This is a genomic window from Pseudomonas sp. CH235, from assembly GCF_004368175.1.
Taxonomy (GTDB): Bacteria; Pseudomonadota; Gammaproteobacteria; order Pseudomonadales; family Pseudomonadaceae; genus Aquipseudomonas; species Aquipseudomonas paraglycinae.
Genome location: NZ_RRZJ01000017.1, coordinates 1 through 16,542 on the forward strand (window position 1 = coordinate 1; position 16,542 = coordinate 16,542).

Consider the following 16,542-nt stretch of genomic DNA (forward strand, 5'->3'; position numbering starts at 1 on the left):
TGAGAATCGACAGACATCTAATTAGCTTTGCAGCGTTCGAGAACCTTATGACAGGAAGATCTTATGGGTTCGACGGCAGCGCGGCCTTCGAAACTTTTGACATATACAGCGTCCTCCACCCAAACCTAGCCATTCATTGCCAAGCTAAGTTGGACATGAACAACTATACAATAGATGAAATTGCGAAACTCGTCCTTGCCTATTACAAAGGCTCTATCGATATCGGAATTACTTCAGATGCCGGTGACCCCACCGGAACCCCGAGGTTATTTAGAGCCATCGACAAAATTTTTTATTCAAACTTTACAACAAGCAATCACATTTCAAAGGACCTGTATTCGAAAACAATCCAATCTTTTTATATGACCAATTGCTTGGTTGCAGTTACTACAGACAGCCCAGCTATCGTTCATCCATCAGCAAGGATTCCCGCTGCCAAAAAATTCCCATTAGCCGACGACACGAAACTGCTTCGAGAATATGGGATGGATCCGGCATACCCAATCGTTCTAACTTGGACACTTGATCCCGCGCCGAGATGGAGTTTTGACTGGACTGACTGGGGAATTGAAACAGTATTCGATTTGATCGCTGAAGTAATTGGCTAAAACCTTAAGGCGACAAAACAAAGGGCAAAACAAAGGGGACAGATTTATTTATCTGCTGATCGATTAAATAAATCTGCCCTCCCGCTTTACTTTAGTTTTAACTCAGCCGACAGGTATCAAATACGCGTCGTACCGACTGGCTTTCGCTTCATTCCTGAGCCGACGGAGTCATTCAACGCCACTACCCGCCCCGCATCCCATTCCCGCTGCAGATCTGCAAACAACTCGCCATTCACTCGCCCCTGATGATTCGCCAACGCTTGAGTCATCGCCTCAGCAATACGCTCGATGATCAAGGCTGGCTTCTCCACTGAACAATGCTTGCGACCAAACTCGATCAGTTGCTGGCGATCCGGATAGGTTTTCACCTTGTTCATCTTGATTGCCAACGTGCGATCAACCAAGGAACGGCCTGATTTGGGACTGTAGTTTTCGTAGACCGTTGTGGTGGTGACATCAAAAACGGGAGCCAATTGCACAGTTTCCAGAGCTTCTGGATGGGTATAAATCACGCCGAAGTTCTTCAGATGCGCATCGCCGTTTCGAACCATGACCGAAAGGCAGACCGAAGCGAAAAAACGCTCCAACTCCCGAAGCGCATCACCATGCCGACAGACCTGGCCAATCACGGCCGCGAGAGTTTCGTAGCTCTGCGAATACTTGTAGTTGTCATGGGGATCCTTATTTAGTCCCAACAGAACCGCCATGTCTTCGAACCCGAGGCGACCGGCCTCGGTCAGGTCAAAACGCTCCATCACAAACAAATCGCCGTTTTCGGACAACCAGAACGGCGGTGTTTCAAGTCCGGCGATGCGAGCCGCTTCCAAGCAGAGAAACTCGTTCTGAGCCAGATGTGCGTACTCATCCGCGCCTGATTTGACGATCAGGTCGGAGCTGAGCATGGTTTTTCGATTGCCGGTGAGCTTGTCCAGGTCCGGAACCAGCACTTTGGGCTGTACACCTGAAATGCCCGACTCGAAATAGGTGTCGACCAGAAACTCGAAAACGCCCTGCGAAACATCGGCAGACAGGATCTCCTGCAATCCAACTTGCGCACGCACGGATACCGGAGTTTCTATCGGATTCTGGTAGGTGAGGCGTCCGATCTGGTTCCCGCCGATGACCGATAACAGGCGCATCTCATCGACTTGCATGTGCTTGGCCATCCGGCGCTTGATCTGATCCGCCAGAAACCCTTCAGGCACATTCATATCGAAGATCGGATGCAGCACGTTGCTCACCGAGGGCGTCGGGTCATAGGGCATGACAAGTGAGACTTCCCTTGTTGCATCGGCGGTTTCATAAACAAAGGAAAACTGCGATCCCTTGGACAGCGCACCAGCGAAGCCTTGCGGCGTGGTGACGTTGAGCCTTTTGACTTTACTCATCGTGCTCTACCAGATCGGCCAGGGATTTGAGGTCAATGCGGTTATCAACAATTTCCAGCGCCATGCCCAGCGCTGCCAGCACCCTGAACGCGGTGTAGAGCGCGACATTCTCGCCGGCCTCAAGGTCAATGATGGTTTTGCGGCTGCATTTGGCTCTGTGGGCCAATATCGCTTGGCTGTAGCCTTTGGCCCGACGCAATTGCCGAATTCTTTCACCGAAAACAGCGGGATTGGGGAGCAGCATAAATGTCACCCATATGGGACTTTTTATAATCTGGAATCGATTATGTCCGTTATGGGTGACATTTCAAGCGCCTTACGTCAGTCGACTGCTTGATAAAACTCCAGGCAAAAAAAACCCGCCTCACGGCGGGTTTCTTTCAAATCAGTTCAACACCCAGTCTCAATTGACCTTGGCGTTCAACTCACCCTTCAGATAACGCTGATACATGCTTTCCAGCGAGATCGGCTTGATCTTCGAAGCGTTGCCGGCAGTACCGAAAGCTTCGTAACGAGCGATACATACATCACGCATCGCCTTCACGGTTTCGCCGAAGAATTTACGTGGGTCGAACTCGCTCGGGTTGGTGGCCATCAGGCGACGCATGGCGCCGGTGGATGCCAGACGCAGGTCGGTGTCGATGTTGACCTTGCGCACGCCGTGCTTGATGCCTTCGACGATTTCTTCAACCGGTACGCCGTAGGTTTCTTTGATGTCGCCGCCGTACTGGTTGATGATCGCCAGCCACTCTTGCGGAACCGACGAGGAACCGTGCATCACCAGGTGGGTGTTCGGGATGCGCTTGTGGATTTCCTTGATGCGGTCGATCGCCAGCACGTCACCGGTAGGTGGCTTGGTGAACTTGTAGGCGCCGTGACTGGTGCCGATGGCGATGGCCAAGGCATCAACCTGAGTCTTCTTGACGAAGTCAGCGGCTTCTTCCGGGTCGGTCAGCATCTGGCTGTGATCCAGAACGCCTTCGGCGCCGATGCCGTCTTCTTCACCGGCCATGCCGGTTTCCAGCGAACCCAGGCAGCCCAGCTCGCCTTCAACCGAAACGCCGCAGGCGTGAGCCATGGCGACGGTTTGTTGGGTCACGCGGACGTTGTATTCGTAGTCGGTCGGGGTCTTGCCGTCTTCGCCGAGGGAGCCGTCCATCATCACCGAGCTGAAGCCCAGCTGGATCGAGCGCTGGCAGACGTCAGGGCTGGTGCCGTGGTCCTGGTGCATGCACACCGGGATGTGCGGGAATTCTTCGATTGCCGCCAGGATCAGGTGACGCAGGAACGGGGCGCCGGCGTATTTGCGGGCACCGGCCGAAGCCTGGACGATCACCGGGGAGTCAGTCTTGTCAGCGGCTTCCATGATGGCGCGCATCTGCTCAAGGTTGTTGACGTTGAAGGCTGGAACGCCGTAGCCGAACTCGGCTGCGTGGTCCAGCATCTGGCGCATGCTGATAAGTGCCATTGTGTGTGTCTCTCCCGGTTTGGGTCGTTAATCGTGCCAGCCTGCCGGAGCGGCGGCGGCTATTCAAGTGATTGCAGATCGGGGGTTGAGGCCCGGCCTGGTGATTCGATAAAGCAAATTCTGTTTTATTCGGCTTTGCAGCCCCGACCGATCAGATCATTGGTGGCGACCCAGTAGACCAGGCCCTCCTCACCTTTGATGTGAAACGCCAGCATGTCGTCGCTGTACAGCGCGCCCGAGGCGCCCGGCTCTTCTTTCAGGCGATAGACCTGATCACCGCCTCCCAGGCGCACATCGACTTCCTTGCGGGCGGCATCGGTGAAGCGCCACAGCACCTTGGCCTGGCTGTCGCAGGTCCAGGTGGTCCAGTTATCCACAGGTGCGGATGACTGGAACGGGTTCCACTGCGCGCAACCACCCAACAATCCCAGTGCCGCAACGGCGATCAAGCCTTTCATCCGTGTTCCTCGACCGGCAGCGCAAGCCGCCGGCCCTGAGTTAAAGAGTCAGACCGGTCAAGGACAACCATGTTCCTTGGCCGGGGTTTGCGTCTCGTATTTGTCCAGACCGTCCGGGCCCGAGCGCTTGTTCAGCACCGGGTTGGTTTCGGCCTGCCAGTCGGCCTGGTAGCAGCCTTTCTGTGCCTCGCCGGGTGCCGGTGTTGGCTCGGCCTTCGGGTTACTCCCGCAGGCCGCCAGCGTACCGGTCAGCAACAACAGCGCTAACGACTTGACCATCTGAACACTCCTTTGCCTGGCCAATCGGGCGGCCTCAGGCCTTGGCCCGGCTTTCCAGGACTTCAACGGCCGGCAGCACCTTGCCCTCGACGAATTCGAGGAACGCGCCACCGCCGGTGGAAATGTAGGAGATCTTTTCCGCCACGCCATATTTATCGATGGCCGCCAGGGTGTCGCCACCACCGGCAATCGAGAACGCCGCGCTTTCGGCGATGGCTTCGGCCAGCACTTTGGTGCCGTTGCCGAACTGGTCGAATTCGAACACGCCGACCGGGCCGTTCCACAGGATGGTTTTCGACGACTTCAGCAGTTCGGCGAAGTTGGCCGCGGTTTGCGGGCCGATATCGAGGATCATGTCGTCGGCAGCGACGTCTGCGATCAGTTTCACGGTCGCTTCAGCGCTTTCAGCGAATTCCTTGGCAACCACCACGTCGACCGGCAGCGGCACGCTGACCTTGGCGGCGATGGCGCGAGCGGTGTCCAGCAGGTCCGGCTCGTACAGCGACTTGCCAACCGGGTGACCGGCCGCAGCGAGGAAGGTGTTGGCGATGCCGCCGCCGACGATCAGTTGATCGCAGATCTGGCTCAGGCTGTTCAGCACGTCGAGTTTGGTCGAGACCTTGGAACCGGCAACGATGGCCGCCATCGGCTTGGCCGGGGCGCCCAGGGCTTTGCCCAGTGCGTCGAGTTCAGCGGCCAGCAGCGGGCCGGCAGCGGCGACTTTGGCGAACTTGGCGACGCCGTGGGTCGAACCTTCGGCGCGGTGAGCGGTGCCGAAAGCGTCCATCACGAACACGTCGCACAGGGCAGCGTATTGCTGGGCCAGTTCGTCGGCGTTCTTTTTCTCGCCCTTGTTGAAGCGCACGTTTTCGAACAGCACGATGTCGCCGGCCTTGACGTCAACGCCGCCCAGGTAATCAGCCACCAGCGGCACTTCGCGGCCCAGAGCCTTGCTCAGGTAATCGGCGACAGGCTTGAGGCTGTTCTCGGCGGAGAATTCGCCTTCGGTCGGACGACCCAGGTGCGAGCAGACCATCACGGCCGCGCCTTTTTCCAGGGCCAGCTTGATGGTCGGCAGCGAAGCCAGGATACGCGCATCGCTGGTGACAACACCGTCCTTGACTGGGACGTTGAGGTCTTCGCGGATCAATACGCGCTTACCTTGCAGATCGAGGTCGGACATCTTCAACACGGTCATGGGTCGCACTTCCTACGGTTTTTTTGAAGTCGCTGTTTGCAGATAGTGCTCTGCAACATCCAGCATTCGGTTGGCAAAACCCCATTCGTTGTCGAACCAGGCCAGGATGTTCACCAGCCGTGGGCCGGAAACGCGGGTCTGACTGGCATCGACGATGGCCGAATGTGGGTCATGGTTGAAATCACAGCTTGCGTGAGGCAATTCGGTGTAGGCCAACAGACCTTTGAGCGGGCCGCTGGTGGCGGCGTCGCGCAGGATCCGGTTGACCTCGCCGGCGTCGGTGTCGCTCGCGGTCTGCATCGTGATGTCGAGGCAGGACACGTTGACCGTCGGCACGCGTACGGCTTTGGCCTGAATTCGCCCGGCAAGTTCCGGCAGCAGGCGCTCGATACCACGCGCCAGACCGGTGGACACAGGGATCACCGACTGGAACGCCGAACGGGTGCGGCGCAGGTCTTCGTGGTGATAGGCGTCGATCACCGGCTGATCGTTCATCGCCGAGTGAATCGTGGTGATCGACACGTAATCCAGGCCGACCGCCTGATCCAGCAGACGCAACAGCGGCACGCCGCAGTTGGTGGTGCAGGAGGCGTTGGACACCAGCAGTTCGTCGCCGGTCAGGCAATCCTGATTGACGCCGTAAACGATGGTGGCGTCGACATCCGCCTCGCTGGCCATCGGCTGCGAAAACAGCACACGCGGCGCGCCGGCGTCGAGGAAACGCTGGCCGTCTGCGCGGGTGTGCCAGGCGCCGGAGCATTCGAGCACCAGATCGACGCCCAGCGACGCCCAATCGATGCCTTCGGGAGTGGCACTGCGCAGGACCTTCACGCAGTCGCCATTAATATGCAGACAATCGCCGTCGACCTTCACCTCGCCCGGAAACCGGCCGTGAGTGGAGTCGAAGCGTGTCAGGTATTCGATGCTGGCCATGTCGGCCAGATCGTTGATCGCGACAATCTCAAACCCGGCCTTCTCGCCTCGCTCGAACAACGCACGCAAGACGCAACGACCAATCCGGCCGTAGCCGTTGAGTGCAACTTTGTAGGGACGCGGTTGAGGCATGGGGTTCTCGATTACCGTGGTGTATCAGTCAAAGCGATGTTGCCTGACCGACCGCCATCGCGGGCAAGCCCGCTCCCACAGGGATCTACATCGCCCATGTGGGAGCGGGCTTGCCCGCGATGGCGTCAGTTAAGACGACACCTGATCTGGATCAGTCTTCCAGCAGCTCTTCAGCCTGACCCAGGATGTTTTCCAGGGTGAAGCCGAACTCTTCGAACAGTGCCGAAGCCGGAGCCGATTCGCCGTAGGTGGTCATGCCGATCACGCGACCTTCCAGACCCACGTACTTGAACCAGAAGTCGGCATGGGCCGCTTCGATCGCGATACGTGCGCCAACCTGCAACGGCAGGACCGATTGCTTGTAGCTGGCGTCCTGAGCGTCGAACGCGCTGGTGCATGGCATGGAAACCACGCGCACCTTGCGGCCCTGCTCGGTCAGTTTGTCGTAGGCCTGAACGGCCAGACCGACTTCCGAACCGGTGGCGATCAGAATCAGCTCAGGCTCGCCTGCGCAGTCCTTCAGCACGTAACCACCACGACGGATGTCGGCGATCTGGCCGGCATCACGGGTTTGGTGCTGCAGGTTCTGACGCGAGAAGATCAGCGCCGAAGGGCCGTCCTTGCGCTCCAGCGCGTTTTTCCAGGCCACGGCCGATTCAACGGCATCGGCTGGACGCCAGGTGTCGAGGTTCGGCGTGCTGCGCAGGCTGGTCAGTTGCTCGATCGGCTGGTGCGTCGGGCCGTCTTCGCCCAGACCGATGGAGTCGTGGGTGTAGACGTGGATCACACGCTGCTTCATCAGAGCGGACATGCGCACTGCGTTGCGGGCGTATTCCATGAACATCAGGAAGGTCGCGCCGTAAGGGACCAGACCGCCGTGCAGGGCAACGCCGTTCATGATGGCGGTCATGCCGAATTCGCGCACGCCGTAGTACATGTAGTTGCCGCTGGCGTCTTCGGCGCTGACGCCTTTGCAGCCTTTCCACAGGGTCAGGTTGGAACCGGCCAGGTCAGCCGAACCGCCCAGCACTTCCGGCAGCAGCGGGCCGAACGCGTTCAGGGCGTTCTGGCTGGCTTTACGGCTGGCGATGGTTTCGCCTTTGGCCGCAACGTCGGCGATGTAGGCATCGGCCTTCTCGGAGAAGTCGGCCGGCAGCTCGCCGCTCAGGCGACGGATCAGTTCGTTGGCTTCGGTCGGGAACGCGGCGGAGTAAGCAGCGAAACGCTGATCCCACTCGGCTTCGGCGGCGCGGCCTTTTTCCTTGGCATCCCACTCGGCATAGATGTCGGCCGGGATTTCGAACGGACCGTGGTTCCAGTTCAGCGCCTGACGGGTCAGGGCGATTTCCGCGTCACCCAGCGGGGCGCCGTGGCAATCTTCCTTGCCTTGCTTGTTCGGCGAACCGAAACCGATGGTGGTCTTGCAGCAGATCAGGGTCGGCAACGGGCTCTTGCGAGCGGTCTCGATGGCGGTCTTGATCTCTTCCGGGTCGTGACCGTCAACGTTGCGGATCACTTGCCAGTTGTACGATTCGAAACGCTTCGGCGTGTCGTCGGTGAACCAGCCTTCGACTTCGCCGTCGATGGAAATGCCGTTGTCATCGTAGAAGGCGATCAGCTTGCCCAGGCCCAGAGTGCCGGCCAGGGAAGCGACTTCGTGGGAAATGCCTTCCATCATGCAGCCATCACCCAGGAACACGTAGGTGTGGTGGTCGACGATGTTGTGGCCAGGACGGTTGAACTGCGCGCCCAGTACTTTTTCTGCCAGGGCGAAGCCCACGGCGTTGGCCAGGCCCTGACCCAGCGGGCCGGTGGTGGTTTCAACGCCCGGGGTGTAACCGAATTCCGGGTGGCCCGGGGTACGGCTGTGCAGTTGACGGAATTGCTTCAGGTCGTCGATCGACAGGTCGTAGCCGGTCAGGTGCAGCAGCGAGTAGATCAACATCGAGCCGTGGCCGTTGGACAGCACGAAGCGGTCACGGTCGGCGAACGATGGATTGCTCGGGTTGTGCTTGAGGTAGTCGCGCCAAAGCACTTCGGCGATATCTGCCATACCCATAGGGGCACCGGGATGGCCGCTGTTGGCTTTTTGCACGGCATCCATGCTGAGGGCACGAATGGCGTTGGCACGCTCACGACGGCTAGGCATCGCTGATCTCCTGGGTGTGAATAGATTGAAACGGAAAAAAGGAGGGCATTTTCCCTCACCCGAGCGCCTCGGGGCAATGACAGATAGTCATCCGGAGGCGTTTTTCCAATGGATAACACCGGTTTCGGTTGGTGAAACCTTTCCGCTGTTCGTTTGTAGAGTTAACCGGGCGGTGAGAAGTGCAATCGAATGCGCCATCCATCGAGCAATATCAAAACTTTTTGATATAGACCTTGCGATGCCTTCAGGCCGTCACTAGACTGCCAGCCCTATGAACTTACGCGTGCCTTCCATTCGCCATGACGATTGCGACGAGCTGGCGGCCCTGTGCAAGGCCGGCGGCGATCCGCTGCGGCTGAATGTATTGCGCGCCCTGGCCAACGACTCGTTCGGCGTACTGGAACTGGCGCAGATTTTCGATATCGGCCAGTCCGGCATGAGCCATCACCTTAAAGTGCTGGCGCAGGCGGATCTGGTGGCGACTCGCCGCGAAGGCAATGCGGTGTTCTATCGCCGCGCCCTGCCCCACACCGAGTTGCTGGGCGGCAAGTTGCACGCGGCATTGTTAGAAGAAGTCGACAATCTGGCGCTGCCGGCTGACGTGGAAACCCGGATCGCACAGGTTCACGGGCAACGTGCGGCCAACAGCCAGGACTTTTTCGCCCGGATCGCAGAGAAATTCCGCGCCCAGCAGGATTTGATTGCCGGCCTGCCGCAGTACCGTGAAAGCGTGCTGGCCCTGCTCGACAAACTGAACTTCAATGGCGCTGCCACGGCCATTGAAGTCGGCCCCGGCGATGGAGCTTTCCTGCCGGAACTGGCGCGTCGCTTCGGCACCGTAACCGCACTGGACAACAGCGCGGCGATGCTCGAACTGGCCCGTCAGGTATGTGAACGTGAACAGCTGGCTAACGTCAGCCTGCAATTGGCCGATGCATTGAATGGCGTGAGCCTTCAGGCCGATTGCGTGGTGTTGAACATGGTGTTGCACCATTTCGCCGCGCCGGCCGAAGCGCTCAAGCACATGGCCAGCCTGCTGCAACCGGGCGGTAGCCTGCTCGTGACAGAGTTATGTAGCCACAACCAGAGTTGGGCCAGGGAGGCCTGCGGTGATCTGTGGTTGGGGTTTGAACAGGACGATCTGGCCCGTTGGGCCACCGCTGCGGGACTCGTTCCCGGGGAAAGCCTCTATGTAGGCTTACGTAATGGTTTCCAGATCCAGGTTCGCCATTTTCAGCGACCGGCTGGCGACACTCACCATCGGTAAATTCAGGAAAACATCGAGATGAGCGAATACTCCCTCTTCACCTCCGAGTCCGTGTCTGAAGGACATCCGGACAAAATCGCCGACCAGATTTCCGATGCAGTGCTGGACGCCATCATCGCCCAGGACAAGCACGCACGCGTTGCCGTGGAAACCCTGGTCAAGACTGGCGTGGCCATCGTTGCCGGTGAAGTGACCACCAGCGCCTGGGTCGACCTGGAGCAGATCGTTCGTGACGTGATCTGCGACATCGGTTACACCAGCTCCGAAGTCGGCTTCGACGGCGCTACCTGCGGCGTGATGAACATCATCGGCAAGCAGTCCCCTGACATCAACCAGGGCGTTGACCGTGCCAAGCCTGAAGATCAGGGCGCCGGCGACCAGGGCCTGATGTTCGGTTACGCCAGCAACGAAACCGACGTGCTGATGCCGGCACCGATCACCTTCTCGCACCAACTGGTTCAGCGTCAGGCCGAAGCCCGTAAATCGGGTCTGCTGCCTTGGCTGCGTCCGGACGCCAAGTCCCAAGTGACCTGCCGTTACGAAGGCGGCAAGGTTGTGGGTATCGACGCTGTTGTTCTGTCGACCCAGCACAACCCTGAAGTGTCGTACAAGGACCTGCGCGAAGGCGTGATGGAGCTGATCGTCAAGCACGTGCTGCCTGCCGAACTGCTGAGCAAGGACACCCAGTTCCACATCAACCCGACCGGCCAGTTCATCATTGGCGGCCCGGTAGGTGACTGCGGTCTGACCGGTCGCAAGATCATCGTCGACAGCTACGGCGGCATGGCCCGTCACGGCGGTGGCGCGTTCTCCGGTAAAGATCCATCCAAGGTTGACCGTTCGGCTGCCTACGCTGGCCGTTATGTTGCCAAGAACATCGTGGCTGCCGGCCTGGCCGAGCGTTGCGAGATCCAGGTTTCCTACGCGATCGGTGTGGCCCAGCCTACTTCGATCTCGCTGAACACCTTCGGCACCGGCAAGATCAGCGATGACAAGATCATCAAACTGGTCCGCGAAGTGTTCGACCTGCGTCCATACGCGATCACCACCATGCTGGACCTGCTGCACCCGATGTACCAGGAAACCGCAGCCTACGGCCACTTCGGCCGTGCTCCGCAGACCAAGACTGTTGGCGAAGACACCTTCTCCACGTTCACCTGGGAAAAAACCGACCGCGCCGACGCTCTGCGTTCCGCCGCCGGCCTGTAATTTTCCTGGCGGTACGAGAAGCCCCGCACGGTTCGCCGTGCGGGGCTTTTTCATGGCCGCGAAACAACCGGTAAAACAGCCGCCCGGCCCACTTCAAAATCCCGGCTAGCCTTCAGGTATCTCTCTGAGCAAGGACGCTCACAATGCTTGCCACACTGCGCCTGTTTCTGTTTTTCCTGCCGTTTTTCCACCTCAACACCTTCGCTGCCGACTGCCCCGACTGGACCGCCGCCCGGGCTTCGAGCGAAGTCGTCGCCCTGCAGCAACAGATCGACCGCTGGGACGACGCCTATCATCGCGAAGGCCGCTCGGTGATCGCCGATGAGCTCTACGATCAGTCCCGCTTGCGCCTGAACCAATGGCGCCGGTGCTTCAAACTTCCTTCACCGCCCGAGCCGTTGCGCACAGCATCAGGCCCGGTTGCGCACCCGGTCGCTCACACTGGCCTGGACAAACTTCATGACGCGGCGGACATCGCGACCTGGCTGCGCGACCGCCAAAACGTATGGGTGCAACCCAAGGTCGATGGCGTGGCGGTCACCCTGATCTATCGCGACGGCCTATTGCATCAGGCAATCAGTCGCGGGGATGGCGTTCGCGGGCAGGACTGGACGGCATCTGCAAAAAAGATCGGAGCCATTCCGCAACAGCTGACGCAACCGCAGGATCTGCTGGTGCAAGGCGAACTCTACTGGCGCTTGAACGGACACATGCAGGCACGTGCCGGCAGCGCCAATGCTCGAGCCACCGTGGCCGGGCTGCTGGGGCGCAAGGATCTCGACGCGGAACACGCCGCCGGCATCGGGCTGTTTGTCTGGGACTGGCCGCAAGGGCCGAAGGACTTGCCGGAGCGAATCGCGGCGCTGACGCAGTTCGGTTTTCCCACCACCGAGCCCTACACCCAGGCCGTCGCCAGCCTGAACGACGCGCAACACTGGCGCGATCACTGGTATCGCTCGCCACTGCCATTCGCCACGGACGGAGTGGTTCTGCGCCAGAGCCTGCGACCGCCCGCCGAACGCTGGCAGGCTCGTCCGCCCTACTGGGCCGTCGCCTGGAAATACCCTTTCGCCCAGGCACTGGCTGATGTGCGCAAGGTGAACTTCCAGATCGGCCGCACCGGGCGCATTACGCCGGTGCTTGAACTGTCGCCGGTTATGCTCGATGACCGGCAGATCAAACGGGTCAGCGTCAGTTCGCTCAGGCGTTGGCAGGAGCTGGACATTCGGCCCGGCGATCAGGTCGCAATCAGCCTGGCCGGGCTGACGATCCCGCGCCTCGACAGCGTGGTACTGCGGAGTACCGAACGCGCCGATTTGACCATTCCGCTCGCCAGCGACTTTCACGCCCTGAGCTGCTGGCAACCGACGCCAGGCTGCGAAAGCCAGTTCCTCGCACGCCTCACCTGGCTGAGCGGCAAGCAAGGTCTCGCCCTACCGCATGTCGGTCGCGGCACCTGGGAGAAACTTCTGGAAACAGGCCGCCTGAACAGCCTGCTGGATTGGTTGACCCTCGACGGGCCGGAGCTTGCTAACATTGCCGGTCTCGGCGAGCGCAGCAGTGCCCGCCTGCTGCACAGTTTTCACAGCGCCCGCCAACGGCCGTTCCTGCAGTGGCTCAAAGCCCTGGGGCTGCCACCGACCGGTCAGGCAACACTCGCCGATTCATGGCAGGCGCTGGCACAACGCAACACCGAACAATGGCAGGCAGAAGCCGGAATCGGCCCGGGTCGCGCGGCGCAATTGAGCGCCTTTTTTCGTGACCCGCAGGTACTGGCCCTGAGTGAAACCCTGCAAGCCGCCGGCGTCGACGGCTTCTGAACACGCAATCCCCGGCCCGCCGGGAACCCAATGTCCGCCGGAGCGCTCCAACAGCGCAGTGCTTCACCGACCCGATTGCCTTTGCACATGGAGCTTTTATGAAATTTCTCGCACCGCTCGCCCTGCTTTCATTCTGCGCAGTCCTCGCCGCCCCCGTGATGGCCGACGAAGACGCGCCGGGCCTGACCGGTTGTGCCGCCAAGAAGCAGGGCATCATCAACCAGATCGAACAGGCCAAGTCCCGCGGCAACGCCGACCAGCAGGCCGGCCTCGAAACCGCCCTGCGCGAAGTCACCGAGCACTGCACCGACGCCGGCCTGAAGAAAGAACGCGAAAACAAGGTGCTCGACGCCAAGCACGAAGTGAGCAAGCGTCAGGCTGATCTGGACAAGGCCATGAAGAAAGGCGATCCGGAGAAGATCGACAAGCGCAAGAACAAGCTCGCCGAATCGCGCAAGGAATTGCAGGACGCGCTGGACGAACTCGACAAGTAAGAAAGCCGGGGATCACAGCCAAAAACCGTGATCCCTTGAACATCAGTGGTCGCGAAACTCTTTATGGCAGGCACTGCAGGCATCTTCGACTTTCTGCACGGCCGGCCCCAGGTTGCTGGCCTTGTAAGGTTGAACCTTGCTGGCGATCACCAGTTCACCGGTGGCCGCCTCAAGCGTGCGGGCCATTTCCTGGAAGCGGGCCTGTTTCTGCCAGACATCGTCCTTGGCGCTGGTGTGATCTTCCTCACGCACCTGCGGGAAATGTTTCCACGGCTCATGGGACAACGCATCGAGCTTGACCGCACCTTCCGCAAATTTCGGCCCGTCGAAGGCAATGCGTCCGCGCAGCATGCCACCCAGGTCTTCGCCGGTCTTGAGCATCTGCTTGAAGATCGCCTTGCGCTGACCCAGCGGGGAATTCGGGTCGACACCGCCACAGGCGGACAAGGTCAGACAGGCCAGCAATACAACAGAAATTCTTTTAAGAGTCATGGTGGCTTCAGGTCACGGAAATCGGCGGCCAGTATCCTCGGGTCACCGCCAAACACCAATAGCCCTATTAACAATAAGGGTTGCTTGAGCGCATGGAGCACTTCTGCAACCGGCACAGGAAATCCTCCATGAACAGCCGTTTCAAGGCCTGGCGTCATCCGCTCATCGCGACCCTCCCGCTGCTGGCGATCCTCGCAGGCTGCACCGGTGGCGACAGCGCCAAGCCGAAAACCCACGCCCTGGCCACGTACTCCAGCGCCACCTGGGAAGCCCTGCCTGCGGTTTCCGATAGCGATCTGGTGGCCGGTTTCGGTTCGTGGCGCAGCGCCTGCACTCGGCTCAAGGCTGACCCGGTCTGGGGCGCGACCTGTGCGGCAGCCGCCAACGTGCCGCAAAAAGCCGGCGACATTCGCACGTTCCTCAAGCAGAACCTCGACGTCTTCGGCCTTCGCGCCGAGAACGACAACCCCAACGGTCTGATCACCGGCTATTACGAACCGGTCTATCCCGGCAGCCTGACGCAAACCGCCACCGCCAACGTGCCGGTGTATGGCGTGCCCGAAGACATGATCATTGTGTCGCTGGACAGCATTTACCCGGAACTGAAAGGCAAGCGCCTGCGCGGCCGCCTCGAAGGTCGCGTGCTCAAGCCTTACGACGACGCGGCGACCATCGAGAGCCAGGGCGTCAAGGCGCCGGTCGTGGCGTGGCTGACCGACCCGATGAACCTGCAATTCCTGCAGATTCAGGGTTCGGGGCGGATCCAGACCGATGACGGTCGCCAGCTGCGCATCGCCTACGCCGACCAGAACGGTCATCCGTACCGGCCGATCGGCCGCTGGCTGGTGGAACAGGGCGAGCTGAAAAAAGAAGAAGTGACCATGGGTGCGATCAGCAACTGGGCCAAGGCCAACCCGTCACGCATTCCGGAACTGCTGGCGAGCAACCCGAGCTACGTGTTCTTCACCCGCAACCCGGACAGCAACGAAGGCCCGCGCGGCTCGTTGAATGTGCCGCTGACCGCCGGTTACAGCGCGGCTGTGGACCGCAAGGTGATTCCGCTGGGCAGCCTGTTGTGGCTGTCGACCACCCGCCCGGACGGCACGGCACTGGTACGCCCGGTGGCCGCGCAGGACACCGGCGGCGCGATTGCCGGCGAAGTTCGTGCGGATCTGTTCTGGGGCACCGGCGATGCCGCCGGACAACTGGCCGGCGACATGAAACAGCAAGGGCAGATCTGGATGCTCTGGCCAAAAGGCGCGGCACTGCCGCAAGTACCGCAGGTGGCCGACAAGCCGTAAGTACAATGCAAAAGATCGCAGGCCTCGTCAGCCTGCGATCTTTTCAGGTTCAGACCGAAACGAAGAAGAAGCTGGCAATCAGCACCATCCCGACAAACCAGACCAACGAGCGCAAAGCCGCCCAGTCCGCCAGATAGCAAATGATGTAAAGCAGGCGACTGGTGATGAACAGCACCGCCAGCACATTGACCGTCACCAGCTCTGCCGTGCCCACCAGGTGCGCGACGATCACCGCCGCCGCAAACGCCGGGGTCACTTCAAAACTGTTCAGTTGCGCCGCATGGGCACGGCGCGCCACGCCATCCACGCTGTCCAGAAAGTCCCGGGGATCATGATTGTCCCGCAGTCTGAAACCACCCGAGGCCTTGGCCACGACGGTGCACAGATAGGGCAGAAAGATCGCGATCAACACACACCACAAAGCCACCGTCATAACACCGTCCTTCTTTCGAGTTTTAGAGTTGCCGGGCGCTCAGAACTTCATCACCAGCATGCCGATCAGCACCAGCCCACAGGCTAAGAGCCGCGGCCGGCCGAAAGGTTCTTTCAGGTAACGCATACCGAACAGCACCACCAGAATCACGCTGATTTCACGCAACGCCGCCGCTTCGGCAATCGAGCCCAACTGCATCGCCCACAGCACCAGAGCGTAGCTGAACAACACGCAGAACCCGACCGCCAGTCCCAGCTTCCATTGCTCGCGCCAGAACAGCTTGAACGCCGGACGCTTGGCCACCCACGCCAGCATCGGGAAAGGCCAGGCACTGAGCAGCGTGACCCAGACCAGGTAATCCAGCGGATGCGACCAGCGCCGCAGCGCCTGGCCATCGATGTAGGTGTAGCAACCGATGCACAAGCCGATCAGCGCCACCACCGGCAGCATCGACCACGGCAAGTGTTTCCCGCCGCCGCCCTGCCAGAGCAGGCAAGCCATGCCCAGCGGGATCAGCAGGATCCCGAAGATCTGCTGGGTGGTCAGCACTTCACCGGCGAAGATCAGGGTCAGCGCCAGCACCACCAGCGGCGACAATCCGCGCATCAACGGATAGACCAGCCCCAGATCGCCGACCCGATAGGCCTGGATGAGCAGATAACGATAGAGCAGCTCGAACGCCGCCGACGCCAGAATCCAAGGCCAGATTTCCGGCGGTGGCAGGCTGATGAAAGGGAACGCCAGCGCGACGAACAACAGCGCCACGGTGTCCATGCAGGCCACCACCAGCAGCCGCTCGGCGCTGAACTTGATCAACGTATTCCACGCTGCGTGCAACAGCGCCGCCACCAACACCAGAGCTGTCGCCAGCACGTGCCACTCCTTGATTCTTGTTGTTGAGCCTGAGCCAATT

The 16,542-nt window shown here is 60.1% G+C and carries 17 protein-coding genes; 6 read left to right on the plus strand and 11 right to left on the minus strand.

The features are described 5' to 3' along the window. The coding region (locus EIY71_RS17800) for a hypothetical protein (RefSeq protein WP_218568799.1) at positions 1-608 on the plus strand (608 nt) is incomplete at its 5' end. 116 nt (positions 609-724) lie between these two features. Here EIY71_RS17800 and EIY71_RS17805 read toward each other — a convergent pair. The 8 genes from EIY71_RS17805 to tkt all read right to left on the minus strand — a co-directional run bounded on the left by EIY71_RS17805 (position 725) and on the right by tkt (position 8,613). After that, positions 725-1,996, minus strand: a complete 1,272-nt coding sequence (locus tag EIY71_RS17805) for a type II toxin-antitoxin system HipA family toxin (protein ID WP_085746661.1) — start codon at positions 1,994-1,996, stop codon at positions 725-727. Further along, positions 1,989-2,240 (minus strand): helix-turn-helix transcriptional regulator, encoded by a 252-nt coding sequence (locus EIY71_RS17810; protein ID WP_085746662.1) that lies wholly within the window; start codon positions 2,238-2,240, stop codon positions 1,989-1,991. Before EIY71_RS17810 ends, EIY71_RS17805 begins: the two co-directional genes overlap by 8 nt. Positions 2,241-2,399: 159 nt before the next feature. Then, the gene (fba, locus tag EIY71_RS17815; RefSeq protein WP_007959708.1) at positions 2,400-3,464 is read right to left on the minus strand and encodes a class II fructose-bisphosphate aldolase; all 1,065 of its coding nucleotides are present in this window, start codon (positions 3,462-3,464) and stop codon (positions 2,400-2,402) included. A 125-nt stretch (positions 3,465-3,589) separates the two neighbouring features. Next, positions 3,590-3,922 (minus strand): MliC family protein, encoded by a 333-nt coding sequence (locus EIY71_RS17820; RefSeq protein WP_011336325.1) that lies wholly within the window; start codon positions 3,920-3,922, stop codon positions 3,590-3,592. Positions 3,923-3,979: 57 nt separating this feature from the next. Then, the gene (locus EIY71_RS17825; protein WP_007959706.1) at positions 3,980-4,201 is read right to left on the minus strand and encodes a hypothetical protein; all 222 of its coding nucleotides are present in this window, start codon (positions 4,199-4,201) and stop codon (positions 3,980-3,982) included. A 34-nt stretch (positions 4,202-4,235) separates the two neighbouring features. Continuing rightward, positions 4,236-5,399: a phosphoglycerate kinase gene (locus EIY71_RS17830; RefSeq protein ID WP_011336326.1), complete on the minus strand. Its 1,164-nt coding sequence runs from the start codon at positions 5,397-5,399 to the stop codon at positions 4,236-4,238. Between the two features lie 12 nt (positions 5,400-5,411). Further along, complete coding sequence (gene epd / locus EIY71_RS17835; RefSeq protein ID WP_039767974.1) at positions 5,412-6,464, minus strand: erythrose-4-phosphate dehydrogenase; 1,053 nt, start codon at positions 6,462-6,464, stop codon at positions 5,412-5,414. 151 nt (positions 6,465-6,615) lie between these two features. Continuing rightward, positions 6,616-8,613, minus strand: coding sequence for a transketolase (gene tkt, locus EIY71_RS17840; RefSeq protein WP_085608891.1), 1,998 nt, complete (start codon positions 8,611-8,613; stop codon positions 6,616-6,618). Between the two features lie 271 nt (positions 8,614-8,884). Between tkt and EIY71_RS17845 the strand changes: the two genes are divergently transcribed. The 4 genes from EIY71_RS17845 (at position 8,885) to EIY71_RS17860 (ending at position 13,403) form a co-directional block, all read left to right on the plus strand. Then, a complete protein-coding gene (locus EIY71_RS17845; protein ID WP_129972219.1) occupies positions 8,885-9,880 on the plus strand; it encodes a metalloregulator ArsR/SmtB family transcription factor in 996 nt (331 codons plus the stop codon). A gap of 18 nt (positions 9,881-9,898) precedes the next feature. Beyond that, a complete protein-coding gene (gene metK / locus EIY71_RS17850) occupies positions 9,899-11,089 on the plus strand; it encodes a methionine adenosyltransferase (RefSeq protein WP_027610621.1) in 1,191 nt (396 codons plus the stop codon). A gap of 143 nt (positions 11,090-11,232) precedes the next feature. After that, positions 11,233-12,909 carry an NAD-dependent DNA ligase LigB gene (ligB, locus tag EIY71_RS17855; RefSeq protein ID WP_134022553.1) on the plus strand — a complete coding sequence of 559 codons (1,677 nt, stop codon included), beginning with the start codon at positions 11,233-11,235 and terminating at the stop codon, positions 12,907-12,909. Positions 12,910-13,007: 98 nt separating this feature from the next. After that, positions 13,008-13,403: a DUF1090 domain-containing protein gene (locus tag EIY71_RS17860; RefSeq protein ID WP_007959697.1), complete on the plus strand. Its 396-nt coding sequence runs from the start codon at positions 13,008-13,010 to the stop codon at positions 13,401-13,403. 42 nt (positions 13,404-13,445) lie between these two features. Here EIY71_RS17860 and EIY71_RS17865 read toward each other — a convergent pair whose 3' ends face one another. Then, positions 13,446-13,895, minus strand: a complete 450-nt coding sequence (locus tag EIY71_RS17865; protein ID WP_007959696.1) for a cytochrome c — start codon at positions 13,893-13,895, stop codon at positions 13,446-13,448. A 128-nt stretch (positions 13,896-14,023) separates the two neighbouring features. Between EIY71_RS17865 and EIY71_RS17870 the strand changes: the two genes are divergently transcribed. Further along, entirely contained in the window at positions 14,024-15,196 is a 1,173-nt protein-coding gene (locus EIY71_RS17870) for a murein transglycosylase A (RefSeq protein WP_085746664.1), read from the plus strand. Between the two features lie 49 nt (positions 15,197-15,245). On the opposite strand, the gene EIY71_RS17875 is transcribed toward EIY71_RS17870, so the two are convergent. Both EIY71_RS17875 and EIY71_RS17880 read right to left on the minus strand, forming a co-directional pair. After that, positions 15,246-15,629 (minus strand): MAPEG family protein, encoded by a 384-nt coding sequence (locus tag EIY71_RS17875; RefSeq protein WP_085746665.1) that lies wholly within the window; start codon positions 15,627-15,629, stop codon positions 15,246-15,248. A 39-nt stretch (positions 15,630-15,668) separates the two neighbouring features. Next, positions 15,669-16,502, minus strand: a complete 834-nt coding sequence (locus tag EIY71_RS17880) for an EamA family transporter (protein ID WP_085746666.1) — start codon at positions 16,500-16,502, stop codon at positions 15,669-15,671. Positions 16,503-16,542 lie beyond the last annotated feature (40 nt).